Origin of the sequence: Pseudomonas vancouverensis (assembly GCF_004348895.1) — a bacterium.
GTDB lineage: Bacteria > Pseudomonadota > Gammaproteobacteria > Pseudomonadales > Pseudomonadaceae > Aquipseudomonas > Aquipseudomonas vancouverensis.
In genome coordinates this window covers 337,962-356,979 of record NZ_RRZK01000002.1, presented here as the reverse complement: position 1 = coordinate 356,979, position 19,018 = coordinate 337,962, and the positions used below count along the sequence as shown (strand labels likewise).

Sequence of the window (19,018 nt, the reverse complement as noted above, 5' to 3'; positions counted from 1 at the left end):
GCCGTCGCGGCGTTTTACCATTCAAACCACCGTTTTCCTTGTAACGGTGCAGACAACTTCTAGTTAAGGAGCGCATTCATGGCTGTTGGTCTTGGTCCTTTGCCAACGTTGCACCCGGTTGCCGGTTTTGAACTCGGTATTGCCTCGGCGGGCATCAAGCGCCCGGGGCGCAAGGATGTGGTGGTCATGCGCTGCGCTGAAGGCTCCACGGTTGCCGGTGTGTTCACCCTGAACGCCTTTTGCGCAGCGCCGGTGATCCTGGCCAAGCAACGCGTACAAGGTCCGGTGCGTTACTTGCTGACCAACACCGGTAATGCCAACGCCGGTACCGGCGAGCCGGGCCTGGCCGCCGCCGAGCGCACCTGCGCGAAACTGGCTGAGCTGACCGGCGTCGACGCCAGCCTGGTGCTGCCGTACTCCACCGGTGTGATTGGTGAGCCATTGCCGGTCGAGAAGATCGAAGGCGCGTTGCAGGCCGCCCTGGACGACCTGTCGATCCACAACTGGGAAGCCGCCGCCACTGGCATCATGACCACCGACACCCTGCCCAAGGGTGCCAGCCGCCAGTTCCAGCATGATGGCGTGACCATCACCGTGACCGGCATCAGCAAAGGCGCCGGCATGATTCGCCCGAACATGGCGACCATGCTCGGCTACATCGCCACTGACGCCAAGGTCTCCCGCGATGTCCTGCAAAACCTGTTGCTCGATGGCGCCAACAAGTCGTTCAACCGTATCACCATCGATGGCGACACCTCGACCAACGACTGCTGCATGCTGATCGCCACCGGTCAGGCTTCCCTGCCGGAAATCACCCGTGCCGAAGGCGAATTGTTCGCCAAGCTCAAGCAAGCGGTGTTTGAGGTGTGCATGGACGTGGCCCAGGCCATCGTGCGTGACGGTGAAGGCGCGACCAAGTTTGTCACCGTTGAAGTCAATGGCGGCGGCAACCATCAGGAATGCCTGGATGTCGGCTACACCGTGGCCCACTCGCCGCTGATCAAGACCGCCCTGTTTGCCTCCGACCCGAACTGGGGCCGTATTCTGGCGGCTGTTGGTCGTGCCGGCGTGCCGGACCTGGATGTGAGCAAGATCGACGTATTCCTGGGGGGCGTGTGCATTGCCAGCCGTGGCGCACGCGCGGCGACTTACACCGAGGCTCAGGGTGCGGCGGTGATGCAGCAGGAAGAAATCACCATTCGTATCGAACTCGGTCGTGGCGATTGCAGCGAAACCATCTGGACCACTGATCTGTCGCACGAATACGTGAAGATCAACGCCGAGTACCGTACGTAAGGCCCTATCGCCCGTTCGCGAGCGGGTTCGCCCCCACATTCCCGGAACGATTGTGGGGGGAGAGCCCGCTCCCGATGGCGGTCTGTCAGTTGCTGGCTAGACTGGTCTGTCCCCCCTGTTTAAAGGTCCCGAATATGAGCCTGCACCTGATCATCGGCGACAAACTGCTTTCTTCCTGGTCCCTGCGTGGCGCCCTGGCGCTTGACCTGACCGGCGCTGCCTACAGCGAAGAACTGATCAAACTGAACCAGCCGGACACCCGTGAGCGCTTGCTCAAGCATTCACCGACCGGCAAGGTCCCGCTGCTGAAAACCGCACACGGCACCATCGCCGATTCCCTGGCGATTGCCGAATACCTGGCCGAACAGTTCCCTGACAAAGGCCTCTGGCCCGCAGATACGGCTGCCCGTGCCCAGGCGCGCTCGGCGTGTGCGCAGATGCACAGCGGTTTCTTTGCCATGCGCGGCAACATGCCGTTTGACCTGAGCCACGATGCGCCGCTGTCACCGGTACCGGCTGACGTAACAGCGGACATCGAACGCATGTCGGCGTTGTGGGCGGAATGCCGGGCGGTCGCCACTGAGGCCGGGCCGTACCTGTTCGGTCACATCAGCCTGGCCGATGTGTTTTTTGCCCCGATTGCCGTGCGTCTGCGCACCTATCAGGTGAAACTGTCGGCTGTTGACCAGGCTTACGTCGAAACCCTCTACCAATGGCCGGCGTTCAAGGCCTGGCAGAAGGCTGGACTGGAGGAGTAGTAAGGTGAAACGAGTACATGTCGCCGCCGCCGTTATCCGTGACGGCAGCGGCAAAATCCTGATCGCCCGGCGTGCCGATACTCAGCACCAGGGTGGTCTGTGGGAATTTCCAGGCGGCAAGGTCGAAGCCGATGAGTCGGTGGAAACTGCGCTGGCCCGCGAACTTCATGAAGAGCTGGGCATTGTTGTGGGCGCAGCACGTCCCCTGATCAAGGTTCGTCACGATTACCCGGACAAGCAGGTGTTGCTGGATGTCTGGGAGGTTTCGGCGTTTACCGGCGAACCCCACGGCGCCGAAGGGCAGCCATTGGAATGGGTGGCGCCCCGTGACCTGGCGAGCTACGAGTTCCCGGCGGCCAATCAGCCGATCGTGGCGGCGGCGAAGTTGCCGGCGCAGTATTTGATTACCCCGGAAGACCTGGAAACCCCAGTCCTGCTGCGCGGCATTCAGAAAGCCATTGCCGGCGGCATCAAGCTGATCCAGTTGCGCGCGCCTAACGGGTACGACCCGAAGTATCGCGACCTGGCGGTGGACGCCGTAGGCCTGTGTGCCGGCAAGGCGCAGTTGATGCTCAAGGGGCCGTTCGAGTGGCTGGGTGACTTCCCCTCCGCGGGCTGGCACATCACCTCGGCTCAGCTGCGCAAGTACGCGGCCGCCGGTCGTCCATTGCCTGCTTCGCGCTGGTTGGCGGCGTCCTGCCACAACGCTGAGGAACTGGCACTTGCGGAACAGATGGGGGTGGACTTCGTCACCTTGTCGCCGGTACAGCCGACGCTGACCCATCCTGATGCTCAGCCGCTGGGCTGGGAACAGGCATCGAGCCTGATCGAGGGATTCAGCAAGCCGGTGTTTTTGCTGGGCGGCGTGGGCCCGGCGGACGTTGAGAAGGCTTGGGGCGTGGGTGCACAGGGCGTGGCGGGAATTCGGGCGTTTTGGCCTGAGGCTTGATTCTGCGTTGAAGCTTCTCACGCCATCGTCGGAACGCCGCCCGGAGCAAGCTCGCTGCGGGCGCCGCTCCGGAGATGAAGGCCTTACCGGCGCTGCCTAAACCTCAGGCTTCGCCGCCGGCTGCCAGAGAATCTCGGCAACCCCCTGGCGCTTGGCGATCAACCGCGCCGCGACAAACAGCAAATCCGACAACCGATTGATATACGCCAGGCCAACCCCGGCCAGCGGTTCAAGCGCATTCAACTGCTGGCAACGGCGCTCGGCGCTACGTGCCAGGCTACGGCAGACGTGGGCCTGGGCGATCAGCGCAGAACCACCGGGCAGAATGAAATTCTCCAATGGCCCCAGTTCTTCATTCCACACATCGATGGCGGCTTCCAGTCGTTCGATTTCCGCAGCATTCAACGCTTGATACACCGGCATCGCCAGCTCACCGCCCAGATCGAACAAACGATGCTGGCAGGGAGCCAACACTTCGATGACCTCCTGCAATCCGGGAAAAGCATCGGCTTGCGCCGCCAACCCGGCCAGCAATACCCCCACCTGGCTATTCAGTGTGTCCACTTCGCCAATGGCTTCGATCCTCGGGTGATCCTTGGGCACACGACGACCATCGCCCAGTCCGGTTTCGCCTTTGTCGCCGGTGCGGGTGTATATCTTCGACAAGCGAAAGCCCATGGTTACCTCGATAGCAGATTCAGTTCTTGAGAGACGAGCGGGGTGCTCGCCAAGGGCAGGCGCAAGGTGAAACAGGTGCCTTGGCCCAGGGTCGATTGCACTTCCATCTGACCCTTGTGGTTGTTGGTGATGATGAAATACGACACCGACAGGCCCAGGCCGGTGCCCTGGCCAATTTCCTTGGTGGTGAAAAACGGCTCGAAGGTGCGTTTGCGCACGTTTTCGCTCATGCCGATGCCGTTGTCCTCAACCTGGATCTCCGCCCAGGGCGGGTTGAGTTTCGTGCGCAGGATGATGCGTCCGGGCTCGCTGTCGTCGTCGCGCTGGTGAATGGCTTGCGCGGCGTTTTTCAGCAGGTTGAGCAGTACTTGTTCCAGCTCGTTGGCGGTGCCTGGCACCGGGCCCAATGCCGGATCGAATTGACGAATGATGGCCTGGCCCTTGAAGTCGAAGCCAATGGCCAGGTCAAAGTCGTTTCCAGCGATTTCCACAGCCTGATCGATGAGCGCAGGCAAGTCGCACGGTGCCATCTGCCGGGTACTGCGGCGGCTGAAACTGAGCATGTGCGTAACGATTTTCGCTGCGCGGGCGCCGGCTTGCTGGATGCCGTCGAGCAGTTGCGGCACTTCGCGTACTTGCAGGTACTGATTGACAGTGGCCAGCGGGATGCCTTCCTGTTCAGCCACTTCAAGGTTTTTTGGCAGATCCGCTGACAGGCGTCGACGGATGTTTTGCACGTTGTGCAGGATCGCGCCCAGCGGGTTATTGATCTCGTGGGCCATGCCTGCTGCCAGGCCGCCAACCGAAAGCATTTTTTCCGACTGCACCATCATTTCCTCGAGGGACAGGCGCTGGGTGATGTCGTCGATGCGGATCACCACGCCCCGCCCGGCACCGCCCATCAGCGGATAAAAAGTCAGGGCATAGTGCTTGGGTTCGTCATCCTTGACCCAGGTCACCCGCTCGATCTTGGCCACTGTGTGCTGTTCGACGGTTTGCTTGAGCTGCGGCAGGAATGGCTTCAGCGGTTCAAAGGCGAGAAAAATTGGCTGGTTCAAGGCCTCGTCCAGCGGCGTGCCGGAGAGGGCGCTGGCTTCCTGGTTCCACTGCGTGACATACAGCTGTTCATCGAGGGCGATCAGCGCCGAGGGCATCGAGTCGATGATGCTGTTGAGGTAGTTCTGGAAGCCGGTGAGTTTTTTCTCGATCTTGCTGCGCACCTGGACTTCGAGTTCCAGCTTACGGTTGGTATGCCGGGTTTCTTCGGCCAGGCCCTGGGCCTGATCGTAGGCGGCCTGGGAGTCGTCGCGGGCACGCTTCAGTTGCTGCTCCCGCGCCTCGATGCGCGACAGCATGGTGTTGAAGGCCTCGGCCAGGCTGCCGATTTCATCGTGGTTGCCCCGGGAGGCGCGCAGGGCATAGTTCTCTTCGCGGGTGACCTGGCGGGACAGCTCTTCGAGTTGATGGATCGGCTGGGTAATCAGGCGTTTGATCTGGCGGGCAATCACCAGCCACAACAACACACTGAAGATCAGAATCCCGAGGCTGGCCGTCAGCGTGCCGGTGTAGAAGGCAACAGGCAGTTCGCTGGTGGCCACCAGCAACAAATGACCCGGTGCCGAGCCGGGGCGGGGCAGGGTGATCAGTTGGTTGCTGCGAAACTCGGTGGCCTGCCATTCTTCGATATGCCGGTAGCGTTTCGGCAATTCCAGCTGGTCGCCATGCTGCAATTGCGCCAGTTGATCGCCTTTGCCGTCGTACAGGGCGGCCGCCCGTAGCGGCGAGTAACTGTTGAGCTCCTTGAGCAGACGTTCGGCGCTCTGTGGTGAATCGAGGGCCTCGGACGCCAGGCTCGGGTTGGACACCAGTCGGCCAATGGTCTGCAGGGCCTGGGGCGCCATGCTTTCCTGGGAGATGTAGTACGCGGCACTGATGAAGGTCAGGTTGGCGACCAACAGGATGGTGATCAACAGCACCAGCAGGGCGGCCAGCAGTTTCTGGCCGACAGGCAGGTTTTCAAGACGCTGGCGCAATGGCATCAGGTTCATCGCTGAAAAGGAACAAGTGGCCAGCGTAGCCGCTGCTCAGTCGCTGGGCAATCCAAGGCTGTGCAGATGGCTGATGAGCCGTTGTTGCAGTTGATTGAGGTGCGGCAGGTTGACCTGATGGCGCGCGGCGACTTTGCAGGCGTAACCCAGCAGATAGCTGATTTCGGTGCGACGTTGACTGGCGACGTCCTGGTGCATCGACGAGTAGTTGGCTGCGGTGGCCTGGATCACCCGTTCCACTTCTTGCGTGAGGTTTTCCGCCGCGGCCGGTTGACCGCAACGTTCGAGCAGCTCGGCCAGTTCGCCGCACAGGGTGGCAACTTCGCAACGATGCGCCTGCAAGCCGCCATTGCGGCAATCGTGCAACACCGTCAACGGGTTGATCGCACAGTTGAGGGCGAGCTTGCGCCACAAGCGGGTGAGGATGTTGGTGCTCCATTCGTGGGGAATGCCGGCAGCGCTCAGGTCGTCCAGCCAGACGGGCGCTACAGGGTGGCCCGCATCCCCCAGCCAGGTGAAGCCATGACCGGCGAACACCACGCGCCAGTCGCCATCACGAAAGGCGCCTTCGGTGCTGGAGGCATAGATGCAGCGCGCCTGTGGCGCCAGGGCGGCTACGGCGTCCTGGCTGCCGAGGCCGTTTTGCAACAGGATGATTTCGGCGCCCGGTGCCAGACGTGGCAACAGTTGTGCGACAGCCTTTTGTGCGTCGTAGGCTTTGCAGGCCACCAACAAACGGTTGATTGGCTGATGGGCGTCGGGTGTTTCGGCAGGCACGGCATACTGATGCGCCGCGCCGTGTTCTACCAGTGTCAAAGCACCAGCCGTCTCATACGCCTGCAATCGCGCGGCATCGCGCAGGATCAGCTTGACCGGCATGCCTGCCCGCGCCAGGCGGGTGGCCCATAACGTGCCAAGACTGCCGGCGCCGAGAACGTGCCAGGTGGTGGACATCAGCTTTTTGCTCTGTTTGAGGCGTGCATCGGCGGCTCGCAGTGAATGATGGGAAAGACCCGTTATAATCAGCGCGGATTTTAACCGCAAGCCAGGCGTGCTCCATCGTGATCGAGTACGCCCTATCAATTGGAGAGATTACATGCCGTCGTTCGACGTGGTATCCGAACTGGACAAACACGAAGTCACCAACGCGGTCGAGAACGCCGTCAAGGAACTCGATCGTCGTTATGACCTGAAAGGCAAGGGCAGCTTCGAGTTCAAGGAAAAAGACCTGACCGTCAATCTCACCGCCGAAGCGGATTTCCAGCTTGAGGCAATGATTGAGATCCTCAAGCTGGCCCTGGTCAAGCGCAAAATCGACGTGCAATGCCTCGAGGTCAAGGATGCATTCGCTTCGGGCAAGCTGATGAAGCAGGAAGCGGTCCTCAAGGAAGGCATCGACAAAGAGCTGGCGAAGAAGATTGTGGCGCATATCAAGGACGCCAAGCTGAAGGTGCAGGCCGCCATCCAGGGCGAGCAGGTACGTGTTACCGGCAAGAAGCGTGACGACTTGCAGGAAGCCATCGCGGCACTGCGTGCCAAGGAATTCGGCATGCCACTGCAGTTCAACAACTTCCGCGACTGATCTTCAGGCGGGAACCTCTGGGCGTTTTTGGCGTCGGAGGCCCAAGCAACGGCAGAAACGATCGAGCCCGTGGCGGTTCGATCTTTCTGCCGTTTTATTTTTTGCGAGCCGGGTAGCCGGAAACAGGAGTAAGCACGATGGACTTGAACGCTGAAGTCGACAATCTGGTCAAGGCCTCTCAGGCCTGGATCCCGATGATCATGGAGTACGGCAGCCGTGTGCTGCTGGCGGTGATCACCCTGGCCATCGGTTGGTGGTTGATCAACAAGGTTACGGCAAAGCTCGGTGGCCTGCTGGCACTGCGTAACGCCGACCTGGCCCTGCAAGGCTTTATCAGCAGCCTGGCGAACATCATTCTCAAGATCCTGCTGATTGTCAGCGTGGCATCGATGATCGGCGTCGAAACCACTTCGTTCGTTGCTGCAATCGGTGCGGCGGGTCTGGCCATTGGCCTGGCGCTGCAAGGCAGTCTGGCGAACTTCGCCGGCGGCGTGCTGATCCTGTTGTTCCGCCCGTTCCGTATCGGTGACTGGATCGAAGCCCAGGGCGTTGCCGGCACCGTCGACAGCATTCAGATTTTCCACACCGTGCTGCGTACCGGCGACAACAAGACCATCATCGTGCCAAACGGTAACTTGTCCAATGGCATCATCACCAACACCAATCGCCAGCCGACCCGTAAAGTCGTGTTTGATGTGGGCGTGAACTACGAAGCGGACTTGCAGAAAGCCCGCCATGTATTGCTCGATCTGGCCAAGGATCCGCGTGTTCTGACCGATCCGGCACCGCAAGCCGTTATTTCGACGCTGGGCGACAGTTCGATTACTGTTTCTTTGCGTGTTTGGGTCAAGACCGCGGATTACTGGGATGTAATGTTCATGTTCAATGAACTGTCCCGTGATCGATTGAAAGAAGCGGGCGTTGATGTTCCGTTTCCACAGCGTGTTCTTCGCGTGGTTCAGGAACCTGCTGTGTAATGATGGCTAATCGGCACTTGTTTGACCTGAAAGTCAGGCAGGTGCTGTAACGGCCCGATAAAATCTGGCTCTCGAGACAACAAAAAAGGCCCATCCGAAGATGGGCCTTTTGTTTGTTACCGCAAACTAACTGGATGCGATTACAAAACCGACAGCGGGTAGTCGACGATGAAACGGAACTCGTCGATGTTACCTTCAGCCTGGTCGGTGTTGCCACGGTGCCAAGCTTGACGGATGCGGAAAGACAGATCTTTCGCAGGGCCGGTTTGAACTACGTACTTGGCCTCGACGTTGGTCTCGTGATGGCGACCATCTTCACCGTAGCCGTATGCACGGTACGGGCTGTCAGCAGCCATGCTGGTGCCGTCGATGTCCCAACCTTTGATGTAACGAGTCATGAAGCTCAGACCCGGTACGCCGTACTCAGCCATTTTCAGGTCATAACGAGCCTGAACGGATTTTTCACCCGGGCCGTTGAAGTCAGAGTACTGAACGGAGTTGGCGAGGAAGATCGAGTCGCCGCCGCGGTTGTTCTTGCCCACACCGATGTAGTCGAACGGGGTGTCGCCGTTCACTTTCTGGAAGGCCAGGGTGAAGGTGTGTGCTTTCAGGAACGACAGCGCGGTCGCCAGGGAGAAAGCGGTGTTGCTGATTTCGCCTGCCAGCTTGTCACCGGTATCGGTGGTGCGGTAGATGTTGAAATCGGTGTTCAGCGAAGTGTCACCACCGAATGGAGTGGTGAGGTTCACGTTGGCGTAGTACTGGTTCCAGATGTCTTCCAGTTTGGCGCCATACAGCGATGCGGTCAGGTTGTCGGTGATAGCGTACTTGCCACCGAGGTAGTCGATGGATTTCGACTCGACGTTACCGTACTGGGACCACAGACCGCCGTTACGGGCGTTGCTGTCCTGGCTGGTCGACGAGTAGAAGTGACCGCCTTCCAGGTCCAGATCCTTGACTTCGCTGCTCTGCAGCTGGATGCCGCTGGCAGTCTGGTAGTCGATACGGGAGCCGCCAACAGCGAATACTGGAGCGGTGGTAGGCTGCTGGTCGCCGATTTTCAGCTCGGTCTTGGAGACGCGGAACTTGATCGCTGCGCCGGCTTTACCCTGGCTGTTGTTGACTTCGCCATCGGAGCCGACAGTCATGTTGCCCGAACCCGAGTACTTGTCGGAACCGTCGAGTTTGATGGCCAGTTGACCCCAAGCTTCAACGCCTACACCGATAGTGCCCTGGGTGTAACCGGAGCTGAACTTGCCCTGGAAGCCTTGGGTCCAGTCTTTGTCGTCTACTGCACCGTCTTTCTTGTTACGGTTGTAGTAGTAGTTACGCAGCAGCAGGTCGAGCTTAGCGCCTTCAACGAAGCCTGGGGCCTCTGCCTGGTCACTTACGAAAGATTCGGCCGTAGCCAATTGGGTACTGGCTGCCGCTGCAACTGCCAGTGCGATTGTGCTCCACTTCATCACGCGCATCGTGATTTGCTCCTTTGGTTTTAGAAGAGTACTGCCGTCCCACCTGTTTTATTATCTGGGCGGCTCTTTCTTTTTGTGTCGGCGCAAACTTATATCACGCCGACAATGTTGGCGATACTTGCGTATCTAACCTTTCGGCATCTTTACGACCCTGTCGTAATCAGCTTGCTAGATGTCGCAAATTTACAACGCCAACGCAACCGGGCTGACAACTTTAATGCTGTTTCATGAGCCTTGGCGTCGGTAAAAAGAGTCCTGGTGAAACGTTTGAATCTCCAACGGGCTGCCTTGCCACTGTTTTTGTTACCTGCAGGACGTTCACTTCCGGAGAAGGTCCCGCAGGCAATGCTGGGTATTAATGCAACAACCGTGCACAAATCATCGGAAAGCTGACGATTTTTTCACAATGCTTGCCGGATACCGTAAAAGCCTCGTAAACCCGGGGGTTCACCCACTATTCCTGGGGGCTTGACGCCGGGTTGTGCATTATGTTGCACAGCTCTGTGTTGACTGCGTGACATCCAAAAATGTTACCGGTTCACCCCTTTGGTGGGTAAAAGGCGGATGTCGAAGCATTCAGCGTAGACACACTGTGCGGTTTTGGTGCAAAAAATTTTTGCACTGTTCTGAATTCACACAGTTCGACTGCTCGTCGAGCATGATCACATCCTTGTTAATCAGTCATTTCCGTGGTTTTTGACTGGGTAGCGGTTCTGCATTGGTGCGCGCCGGCAAAAAATGTCTCATCCGAGAGCGGGGCGCAGCAATGGTCTGTCATGTATGAGGTTCGTCGTGAAGCGTGGCGCATTCGCAGGTATGCTGCCGTCCAGTCGCTTGGCATGCTCTCCGTCTGGAGGGCCGCTAAGCTGAAAATGATGACCCGGCGGGAGTACGCACAGTGTTCGCTCTAGATCCACGGCTTCAACAAGACACGTTAACGATCGGGGATTTCCCGCTTTGTCGGTTACTGCTGTCCAATGACTCGAATTATCCCTGGTTTATCCTGGTGCCTCGTCGCGAAGCTATCAGCGAGATATTTCAGTTGGATGTCGCCGAGCAGCAGCAGTTGTGGCAGGAAACGACGGCCTTGTCGGAGCTGCTCAAGGATTCGTTCGATGCGGACAAGCTGAATGTTGCGGCGTTGGGCAACGTCGTCAGCCAGTTGCACATGCATGTCATTGTGCGTAAGCGAGAGGATGCTGCGTGGCCAGCCCCGGTCTGGGGCAAGCACCCGGCCAAGCCTTACAGCCCTGAGCAGGTCACCGCGATTCGCGAACGCCTGCGGGTGGTGTTGACCGATGATTTCACGTTTCTGGAGGGCTGAATCATGAGCCTTGAAGTGCGCGTTACCGATCTGGAGAGCCGATTGGCGTTTCAGGACGACACCATTCAAGCGTTGAATGATGTGCTGGTTGAGCAGCAACGAGTGGTCGAGCGCCTGCAATTGCAAATGGCGGCCTTGCTCAAGCGTCAGGAGGAAATGGTCGGGCAGTTCGAGTCTTTTGAAGAGGAAGCGCCGCCACCGCACTATTGATCGACTTCCGGCAGCAAGTGCAGGTCAAAAAAAACCGCGAACAGCCAGGCTGTTCGCGGTTTTTTTCAGCCTTGAATCAGCGGCGCGGCAGGGCGGCGATGACGTCTTCGGCTTGCAGGCCTTTGTCGCGGTTCATGACCGAGAACTCCACGCGCTGGCCTTCGACCAGGACGCGGTGACCTTCACCGCGAATGGCCCGGAAGTGCACGAAGATATCGTCGCCGGAGTCGCGGGAAATAAAGCCGAAGCCTTTGGAGGTGTTGAACCACTTCACGGTACCGGTATCACGGTTGCTCATGTCGTAGCTTGGCGAAGCGGCGGCCGGTGATGATTTGTAGAAGCTGATGGCCAGATGCAGGGCAACGGCAACGAATGCCGTGACCAGGCTGAACAGAACGGCAGGTTGGCCGGCGATGACAGGCATCGGCGCGAACAGCGTCAGGATTTGCAGGACCACGGCCAGAACCAGCAGAGCGCTGACCAGGTTTTGCAATTGATGGCGCGGACCTTTGTTCCAGTAAGGAATGACAGGAGCAAGAGTGAGATTGAGCAGGCCGAAAAAGGCCAGGTACAGCGCGTCAGGTTGTTGCAGGTAAGGTAAGGCCTCGGATCGCAGGCCAGGAATGAAGGACAGCAGCAGAGCCGCTGCGCCTATCAACAGATGGACGATTTTCAACATTTTGATTGACTCACGTTAAGACAGCTCACAAGGAAGAGCTGATGGCGCACGGTTCGCTTCAAAACAATAAGAGGCGTTGGACACGTACCCGGTATCAGCCTATGCGCCGTACCCGAAAAAATAGGCACTGACGACACGCTGCCTATTTAACAGCAAAGCTGCAGGCTACTCAAATCAGGGCGTCCGGCGGTTCATCGGGGCGATTTGTCGCATGTTTCGCCGAATATCGGGGCTGCGACATGGGGGAGGGCTTGCTAGAGTGGTCCTGCACCTGCTGGATGAAATTCATCACCTTTAGGGGAAACGCATGGCAATCGATATCGGTATCAGTGAAGAAGACCGCAAGTCCATCGTCGACGGGCTTTCACGCCTGCTGTCGGACACCTACGTACTCTATTTGAAGACCCATAATTTCCATTGGAACGTTACCGGGCCGATGTTCCGCACCCTGCACCTGATGTTTGAAGAGCAATACAACGAGCTGGCGCTGGCGGTCGATTCGATTGCCGAGCGTATTCGCGCCCTCGGTTTCCCTGCGCCGGGTGCCTACTCCATTTATGCGCGTCTGTCCTCGATCAAGGAGGAAGAGGGTGTGCCCAATGCTGAAGACATGATCAGGCAGCTGGTCGAAGGTCAGGAAGCGGTTACACGGACGGCGCGGGGCATTTTCCCGTTGCTGGACAAGGTCAGCGACGAGCCCACTGCGGATTTGCTGACCCAGCGCATGCAGGTTCATGAAAAAACTGCGTGGATGCTGCGCTCACTTCTGGATCAGTAACAGCCTCAATGCGCGGGTGACGCTATTTAACGGTTGCCCGCGTTTTTTTGTGTAGCTCATAACCCCTCTTTGCAGAAAGATTTTGTACTGCGCGGCGTAGGAAACCACCCGGCGTAGGACGCGCTCCATGATCTGCCAATGGCTGTTGGCTTATCCTACGTCGAAGGGGCATAAAGTCGTCTGGATATACCTTTGCGCGTGCGTTTTTATAAGTCGACCGACAGTTGTACTTATGGAAAACCAGTGATGGCAAAGGAGTGTCAACGTTATGGTTTACGGCAGGCTGGAAGAAAGGAGAACAGGATCTGACAGGCCTATTCGGTTCGATCCGTTCGCCCGCGAGTTTGACATGGGGTTGGCCCAACCCTGTTCGCGCTCGGTACGATTGAATGGTTTCGCAACCTGTTTACGGTTGGAGCAGGTTTACTGGGATATTTTGGGCGAAATGGCCAAGGCCAACCATTGCTCGGTCAGTACGCTGTTGTCCCATGTGGATCGCGAGGTTCACCTGCGTCATGGCGGCGTTCGAAACTTCAGTGCATTGGTACGGGTGGTTTGCGTGGTGCACAGTCTCAAGGTGGAAATGGCAGGGGCGTGACATTGGCGTACGGCAGCTGGCAGGTAGAGCGTCGGTCTGTGCAGTGTTACGGCTGCACAGGCTGCATTTAATGGATATAATCCCGCTCTTTGCCGCAAAACCCCGCGTATGCGGTAGCAATCTGATCGCCGAGACAACCTCCATGCCGATGTACGATTATCAATGTGCTTCCTGTGGTCATCAGTTGGAAGCCATTCAAAAGATCAGCGACGCCCCGCTGGTCGACTGCCCTGCCTGTCAGGCGCCAGAGCTTAAGAAGATGCTGTCCATGCCGGGTTTCCGCCTCAGCGGCACCGGTTGGTACGAAACCGATTTCAAGACCGGTTCCAAGAAGAACCTGGCCGGTGGCGACAAAGCTGACTAAGGCTTGGCTCCTGAGTTGTGACCCGAGTTGAACGACACGCGTGAGTTCTTGCAATATCCCATCAGCGGATGTGCCCAAGGCCTCCAACCGAATTTCGAATTACGAGAAGCGAAACCACTACCATGATGCGCAGCCATTATTGCGGCCAACTGAACGAAAGCCTGGACGGCCAGGAAATTACCCTTTGCGGATGGGTTCATCGTCGCCGTGACCACGGTGGGGTGATTTTCCTCGATATCCGTGATCGTGACGGTCTGGCCCAGGTAGTGTTCGACCCGGATCGTGCTGAAACTTTCGCCGCCGCCGACCGCGTGCGCAGCGAATACGTGGTGAAGATCACCGGCAAGGTTCGCCTGCGTCCGGCCGGTGCCACCAACGCCAACATGGCGTCGGGCATGATCGAAGTCCTCGGCTACGAGCTGGAAGTGCTGAACGAAGCGGAAACCCCGCCGTTCCCGCTGAACGAATTCTCCGACGTCGGCGAAGAAACCCGCCTGCGCTATCGCTTCCTCGACCTGCGTCGCCCGGAAATGGCCGAGAAGCTGCGTCTGCGTTCGCGCATGACCACCAGCATCCGTCGCTACCTGGACGAGAACGGCTTCCTCGACGTGGAAACGCCGATCCTGACCCGCGCCACCCCTGAAGGTGCTCGCGATTACCTGGTGCCAAGCCGTACGCACGCCGGTTCGTTCTTCGCCTTGCCGCAATCGCCGCAGCTGTTCAAGCAACTGCTGATGGTCGCCGGCTTCGACCGTTACTACCAGATCGCCAAGTGCTTCCGTGACGAAGACCTGCGTGCAGACCGTCAGCCGGAATTCACCCAGATCGACATCGAGACCAGCTTCCTCGATGAAAAAGACATCATGGGCCTCACCGAAGGCATGATCCGCAACCTGTTCAAGGAAGTGCTGGATCTGGAGTTCGGCGAGTTCCCGCACATGACCTTCGAAGAGGCCATGCGTCGTTACGGTTCCGACAAGCCGGACCTGCGTAACCCACTGGAACTGGTCGACGTTGCCGACCAGCTCAAGGCAGTCGATTTCAAGGTGTTCAGCGGCCCGGCCAACGATCCGAAATGCCGTATCGCCGCACTGCGCGTTCCAGGCGGGGCGAGCATGCCGCGCAAGCAGATCGACGACTACACCAAGTTCGTCGGCATCTACGGTGCCAAGGGCCTGGCGTACATCAAGGTCAACGAGCGTGCTGCCGGTGTTGAAGGCCTGCAATCGCCGATCGTGAAGAACATTCCGGAAGCCAACCTGAACGTGATCCTCGATCGCGTCGGTGCGGTCGACGGCGATATCGTGTTCTTCGGTGCCGACAAGGCCAAGATCGTCAGCGAAGCATTGGGCGCCCTGCGTATCAAGCTCGGACACGACCTGGATCTGCTGACCTGCAAGTGGGCTCCGATGTGGGTCGTTGACTTCCCGATGTTCGAAGAGAACGACGACGGCAGCTTCAGTGCTCTGCACCACCCGTTCACCGCACCGAAGTGCACGCCGCAAGAGCTGGAAGCCAACCCGGCCGGCGCTCTGTCCCGTGCCTACGACATGGTGTTGAACGGCACCGAGTTGGGTGGCGGTTCGATCCGTATCCACCGCAAAGAGATGCAACAGTCGGTGTTCCGTCTGCTCGGTATCAACGAAGCGGAACAGGAAGAGAAGTTCGGCTTCCTGCTCGACGCCCTGAAGTACGGTGCACCGCCGCACGGTGGCCTGGCTTTCGGCCTGGATCGCCTGGTGATGCTGATGACCGGCGCCCAGTCGATCCGTGAAGTGATCGCCTTCCCGAAAACCCAGAGCGCGGCAGACGTCATGACTCAGGCGCCGGGTGTGGTCGATGCCAAGGCACTGCGCGAGCTGCACATTCGTCTGCGCGAAACGCCTAAGGCCGAGTAACGCTGACCTGAAAGGGCGCATCACTGGATGCGCCCTTTCTTTATAGACAAGGCATTACAGGATTTCTGTTTGCCCGCCGATGCGATGTCGCGCGGCGAGCAATGTTTCAAAGAGAATTCGGAGCGAGTTATGGCAGGTCATTCCAAGTGGGCGAATATCAAGCACCGCAAAGAACGTCAGGATGCCAAGAGAGGCAAGATCTTCACCAAGTGGATTCGTGAACTGACCGTCGCTGCCCGTCAGGGTGGCGGTGATCCGGGTTCCAATCCACGTCTGCGCCTGGCGTTGGACAAGGCCCTTGGCGCGAACATGAGTCGCGACATCATCGATCGCGCGGTTGCCCGGGGCACCGGTGCTGCCGATACCGACGATGTGGTCGAGTTGACCTACGAAGGCTACGGTCCGGGCGGCGTGGCGGTGATGGTCGAGTGCATGACCGACAACCGTAACCGCACCGCAGCGGCCGTGCGTCACGCCTTCAGCAAGTGCGGCGGCAACCTGGGGACCGATGGTTCGGTGGCCTACCTGTTTGAGCGCAAGGGACAGATTTCCTTTGCCCAAGGCGTGGACGAAGACGCGCTGATCGAAGCGGCGATGGAAGCCGATGCCGATGACGTGGTGACCAACGAAGATGGCTCCATCGACGTCTTCACCTCGTTTGCCGGTTTCTATGCCGTGCGTAACGCGCTGGAAGCGGCGGGTTTCAAAGGTGATGACGCGGAAATCGTCATGTTGCCGACCACCAGTGCCGAACTGGATCTGGAAGGCGCCGAGAAAGTCCTCAAGCTGATCGACATGCTTGAAGACCTGGATGACGTGCAAAACGTCTACTCCAACGCGGATATCCCGGAATCGGTGGCTGCGCAGCTCGGATAAGGGCGACTAGTCTCCTCTGTGGGAGTTGGCTTGCCAGCGATGGCGTCGGTACATCGAAACATGATGTTGCCTGACACACCGTCATCGCTGGCAAGCCAGCTCCCACATTTGTTATTTGCTGTATTGAATTTCGTGCTTTTACTTCACCCGCAGGCGTTATGACTCTAATTCTTGGTATCGACCCCGGTTCGCGCATTACCGGTTATGGCGTGGTTCGCGATACCGGTCGTGGTTGTGAATACGTGGCTTCCGGTTGCATCCGCACCGGCGGCGGTGAGCTGCATGAGCGCTTGCAGATTGTTTATCGCGGGGTGCGGGAAATCATCCAGACCTACGGTCCGGTGACCATGGGCATCGAAAAGGTGTTCATGGCGCGCAATGCCGATTCAGCCTTGAAACTGGGGCAGGCACGCGGCGCAGCCATTGTCGCTGGCGCCGAGGAAAGCCTGGAGATCGCCGAGTACACCGCGACCCAGGTCAAGCAAGCCGTGGTAGGCACCGGTGCGGCCAACAAGGAGCAGGTACAGATGATGGTCATGCACATGTTGAAGCTGACCAGCAAACCGCAGATCGATGCTTCGGACGCCCTGGCCATCGCCATTTGCCATGCGCACACCCGCTCCAGCCTGCTGCCGCATGGTCTGGGTGCGGCACGCAGTCGTGGCGGGCGCCTGCGTCTCTGATAGCATCAGCAATCGTTTTCATGAGATGAAGGACGGACGCCTGATTTGCCGGCGCCGCTTCCTCGCTCTGTCAGTCGCTGGCCCAACGCCGGCCAACGCTCAAGGATTTGTAACGTGATTGGACGTTTGCGCGGCACCCTGGCTGAAAAGCAGCCTCCGCATCTGATTCTGGATGTAAACGGTCTGGGTTATGAACTTGAAGTGCCCATGACCACCTTGTATCGCCTGCCGTCTGTCGGTGAGCCGCTGACCTTGCACACCCATCTGGTCGTGCGTGAAGACGCGCAGTTACTCTATGGATTTGTCGGCAAGCGCGAGCGCGATTTTTTTCGTGAACTGATCCGACTCAACGGTGTTGGGCCGAAACTGGCGCTGGCGCTGATGTCGAGTCTGGAAGTCGACGAGCTGGTGCGTTGCGTGCAGTCCCAGGACACCTCGGCGCTGACCAAGGTGCCCGGGGTCGGCAAGAAAACCGCCGAGCGATTGCTGGTCGAACTCAAGGACCGTTTCAAGGCCTGGGAAACCGTTCCGGCCATGTTCGCCCTGGTGCCGAACCAGCCGGATGGCCCGGCGCCGGTCAATACCGCCGAAAATGACGCGGTCAGCGCGCTGATCTCCCTGGGTTACAAGCCACAGGAGGCCAGCAAGGCGATTTCTTCGATCAAGGAGAAAGGCTTGAGCAGCGAAGACCTGATCCGCCGTGCCTTGAAGGGAATGATCTAAGTGATTGAAGCCGATCGACTGATTGCCGCCACGACCGCCCCCCGCGACCGCGAGGAGGTTCAGGACCGGGCCATTCGCCCGGTCAGCCTGGCCGAGTACATTGGCCAGCCGACAGTGCGCGAGCAAATGGAGCTGTTCATTCAGGCGGCGCGTGGGCGTAACGAGTCGCTGGACCATACCCTGATTTTTGGCCCGCCAGGATTGGGCAAGACCACCCTGGCGAACATCATCGCCCAGGAAATGGGCGTGTCGATCAAGAGCACCTCGGGCCCGGTGCTGGAGCGCCCGGGCGATCTGGCGGCGCTGTTGACCAACCTTGAGCCCCACGATGTGCTGTTCATCGACGAAATCCATCGTTTGTCGCCGATTGTCGAAGAAGTGCTGTACCCGGCCATGGAAGACTTCCAGCTCGACATCATGATCGGTGAGGGCCCGGCCGCGCGTTCGATCAAGCTTGACCTGCCACCGTTCACTCTGGTCGGCGCGACAACGCGGGCGGGGATGCTGACCAACCCGTTGCGTGACCGCTTCGGTATCGTCCAGCGTCTGGAGTTCTACAGCAACGCCGACCTGTCGACCATTGTCAGTCGTTCAGCCGGGATCCTGGGCTTGCCGCTGGACCCGGAGGGCGCATTTGAAATCGCCCGCCGCGCCCGCGGCACGCCGCGAATCGCCAACCGTTTGTTGCGCAGGGTGCGCGATTTCGCCGAAGTTCGCGCCAAGGGTCACATCACCAAGCCGATTGCCGACCTGGCGTTGAACCTGCTGGATGTGGATGAGCGTGGCTTCGACCACCAGGACCGGCGTCTGTTGTTGACCATGATCGAGAAGTTCGACGGTGGGCCGGTTGGCGTCGATAGCTTGGCCGCGGCCATCAGCGAGGAGCGTCATACCATTGAAGACGTGCTGGAGCCCTACCTGATCCAGCAGGGCTACATCATGCGCACGCCAAGGGGGCGAGTGGTGACGCGTCATGCTTACCTGCATTTCGGTTTAAACATTCCGTCACGATTGGGCGAAATGCCCGTGGCAGACGAGTTTCTCGACGCAGCTGACGATTAATTAACATTGTGAGCCGATTTTTTCGGGCAATGTAGGGTCCCAGGACCGTACTTTGACGATAAA

20 protein-coding genes are annotated in these 19,018 nt (G+C 58.8%); 15 read left to right on the top strand and 5 right to left on the bottom strand.

Annotation, left to right across the window (positions count from 1 at the left end; all coding sequences use genetic code 11):
- Positions 1-78 precede the first annotated feature (78 nt).
- The 3 genes from argJ to EIY72_RS01915 all read left to right on the top strand — a co-directional run bounded on the left by argJ (position 79) and on the right by EIY72_RS01915 (position 3,003).
- Positions 79-1,296 (top strand): bifunctional glutamate N-acetyltransferase/amino-acid acetyltransferase ArgJ, encoded by a 1,218-nt coding sequence (argJ, locus tag EIY72_RS01925; RefSeq protein WP_093226259.1) that lies wholly within the window; start codon positions 79-81, stop codon positions 1,294-1,296.
- A 134-nt stretch (positions 1,297-1,430) separates the two neighbouring features.
- A complete protein-coding gene (locus tag EIY72_RS01920) occupies positions 1,431-2,054 on the top strand; it encodes a glutathione S-transferase family protein (protein ID WP_093226256.1) in 624 nt (207 codons plus the stop codon).
- Positions 2,055-2,058: 4 nt separating this feature from the next.
- Complete coding sequence (locus tag EIY72_RS01915; RefSeq protein WP_093226253.1) at positions 2,059-3,003, top strand: Nudix family hydrolase; 945 nt, start codon at positions 2,059-2,061, stop codon at positions 3,001-3,003.
- Positions 3,004-3,099: 96 nt separating this feature from the next.
- On the opposite strand, the gene EIY72_RS01910 is transcribed toward EIY72_RS01915, so the two are convergent.
- Genes EIY72_RS01910 through EIY72_RS01900 form a run of 3 tightly spaced genes read right to left on the bottom strand, consistent with a single transcriptional unit; the run spans position 3,100 to position 6,683 of the window.
- The gene (locus EIY72_RS01910) at positions 3,100-3,681 is read right to left on the bottom strand and encodes a cob(I)yrinic acid a,c-diamide adenosyltransferase (protein ID WP_093226249.1); all 582 of its coding nucleotides are present in this window, start codon (positions 3,679-3,681) and stop codon (positions 3,100-3,102) included.
- 2 nt (positions 3,682-3,683) lie between these two features.
- A complete protein-coding gene (locus tag EIY72_RS01905) occupies positions 3,684-5,720 on the bottom strand; it encodes a sensor histidine kinase (RefSeq protein WP_093230714.1) in 2,037 nt (678 codons plus the stop codon).
- A 45-nt stretch (positions 5,721-5,765) separates the two neighbouring features.
- Positions 5,766-6,683, bottom strand: a complete 918-nt coding sequence (locus tag EIY72_RS01900) for a putative 2-dehydropantoate 2-reductase (RefSeq protein WP_093226247.1) — start codon at positions 6,681-6,683, stop codon at positions 5,766-5,768.
- Positions 6,684-6,825: 142 nt separating this feature from the next.
- Between EIY72_RS01900 and EIY72_RS01895 the strand changes: the two genes are divergently transcribed.
- Both EIY72_RS01895 and EIY72_RS01890 read left to right on the top strand, forming a co-directional pair.
- Positions 6,826-7,311: a YajQ family cyclic di-GMP-binding protein gene (locus EIY72_RS01895; protein WP_077045697.1), complete on the top strand. Its 486-nt coding sequence runs from the start codon at positions 6,826-6,828 to the stop codon at positions 7,309-7,311.
- A 137-nt stretch (positions 7,312-7,448) separates the two neighbouring features.
- Positions 7,449-8,288 (top strand): mechanosensitive ion channel family protein, encoded by an 840-nt coding sequence (locus EIY72_RS01890; RefSeq protein ID WP_093226245.1) that lies wholly within the window; start codon positions 7,449-7,451, stop codon positions 8,286-8,288.
- A gap of 140 nt (positions 8,289-8,428) precedes the next feature.
- Here the strand turns inward: EIY72_RS01890 and EIY72_RS01885 are convergent, their stop codons facing one another.
- Positions 8,429-9,760, bottom strand: coding sequence for an OprD family porin (locus EIY72_RS01885; RefSeq protein ID WP_093226243.1), 1,332 nt, complete (start codon positions 9,758-9,760; stop codon positions 8,429-8,431).
- 898 nt (positions 9,761-10,658) lie between these two features.
- Here EIY72_RS01885 and EIY72_RS01880 point away from each other — a divergent pair.
- Both EIY72_RS01880 and EIY72_RS01875 read left to right on the top strand, forming a co-directional pair.
- Positions 10,659-11,084, top strand: coding sequence for an HIT domain-containing protein (locus EIY72_RS01880; protein ID WP_093226241.1), 426 nt, complete (start codon positions 10,659-10,661; stop codon positions 11,082-11,084).
- Positions 11,085-11,087: 3 nt separating this feature from the next.
- The gene (locus tag EIY72_RS01875) at positions 11,088-11,294 is read left to right on the top strand and encodes a SlyX family protein (RefSeq protein ID WP_093226239.1); all 207 of its coding nucleotides are present in this window, start codon (positions 11,088-11,090) and stop codon (positions 11,292-11,294) included.
- Positions 11,295-11,370: 76 nt separating this feature from the next.
- Here the strand turns inward: EIY72_RS01875 and EIY72_RS30195 are convergent, their stop codons facing one another.
- Entirely contained in the window at positions 11,371-11,973 is a 603-nt protein-coding gene (locus tag EIY72_RS30195; protein WP_093226237.1) for a cold-shock protein, read from the bottom strand.
- Between the two features lie 307 nt (positions 11,974-12,280).
- On the opposite strand from EIY72_RS30195, the gene EIY72_RS01865 reads away from it, so the two are divergent.
- From EIY72_RS01865 to ruvB, 8 genes are all read left to right on the top strand, one after another.
- Positions 12,281-12,751 (top strand): Dps family protein, encoded by a 471-nt coding sequence (locus EIY72_RS01865; protein WP_093226233.1) that lies wholly within the window; start codon positions 12,281-12,283, stop codon positions 12,749-12,751.
- 268 nt (positions 12,752-13,019) lie between these two features.
- A complete protein-coding gene (locus EIY72_RS01860) occupies positions 13,020-13,349 on the top strand; it encodes a ribbon-helix-helix domain-containing protein (protein WP_093226230.1) in 330 nt (109 codons plus the stop codon).
- Positions 13,350-13,491: 142 nt separating this feature from the next.
- The gene (locus tag EIY72_RS01855; RefSeq protein ID WP_007977333.1) at positions 13,492-13,713 is read left to right on the top strand and encodes an FmdB family zinc ribbon protein; all 222 of its coding nucleotides are present in this window, start codon (positions 13,492-13,494) and stop codon (positions 13,711-13,713) included.
- 122 nt (positions 13,714-13,835) lie between these two features.
- Positions 13,836-15,611, top strand: coding sequence for an aspartate--tRNA ligase (gene aspS / locus EIY72_RS01850; protein WP_093226227.1), 1,776 nt, complete (start codon positions 13,836-13,838; stop codon positions 15,609-15,611).
- Between the two features lie 129 nt (positions 15,612-15,740).
- Positions 15,741-16,487, top strand: coding sequence for a YebC/PmpR family DNA-binding transcriptional regulator (locus EIY72_RS01845; protein ID WP_093226224.1), 747 nt, complete (start codon positions 15,741-15,743; stop codon positions 16,485-16,487).
- A 158-nt stretch (positions 16,488-16,645) separates the two neighbouring features.
- Positions 16,646-17,170, top strand: a complete 525-nt coding sequence (ruvC, locus tag EIY72_RS01840; RefSeq protein ID WP_093226221.1) for a crossover junction endodeoxyribonuclease RuvC — start codon at positions 16,646-16,648, stop codon at positions 17,168-17,170.
- A 114-nt stretch (positions 17,171-17,284) separates the two neighbouring features.
- The gene (ruvA, locus tag EIY72_RS01835; protein ID WP_093226218.1) at positions 17,285-17,893 is read left to right on the top strand and encodes a Holliday junction branch migration protein RuvA; all 609 of its coding nucleotides are present in this window, start codon (positions 17,285-17,287) and stop codon (positions 17,891-17,893) included.
- Positions 17,894-18,955, top strand: coding sequence for a Holliday junction branch migration DNA helicase RuvB (gene ruvB / locus EIY72_RS01830; RefSeq protein ID WP_093226215.1), 1,062 nt, complete (start codon positions 17,894-17,896; stop codon positions 18,953-18,955).
- The last annotated feature ends 63 nt before the right edge of the window (positions 18,956-19,018 follow it).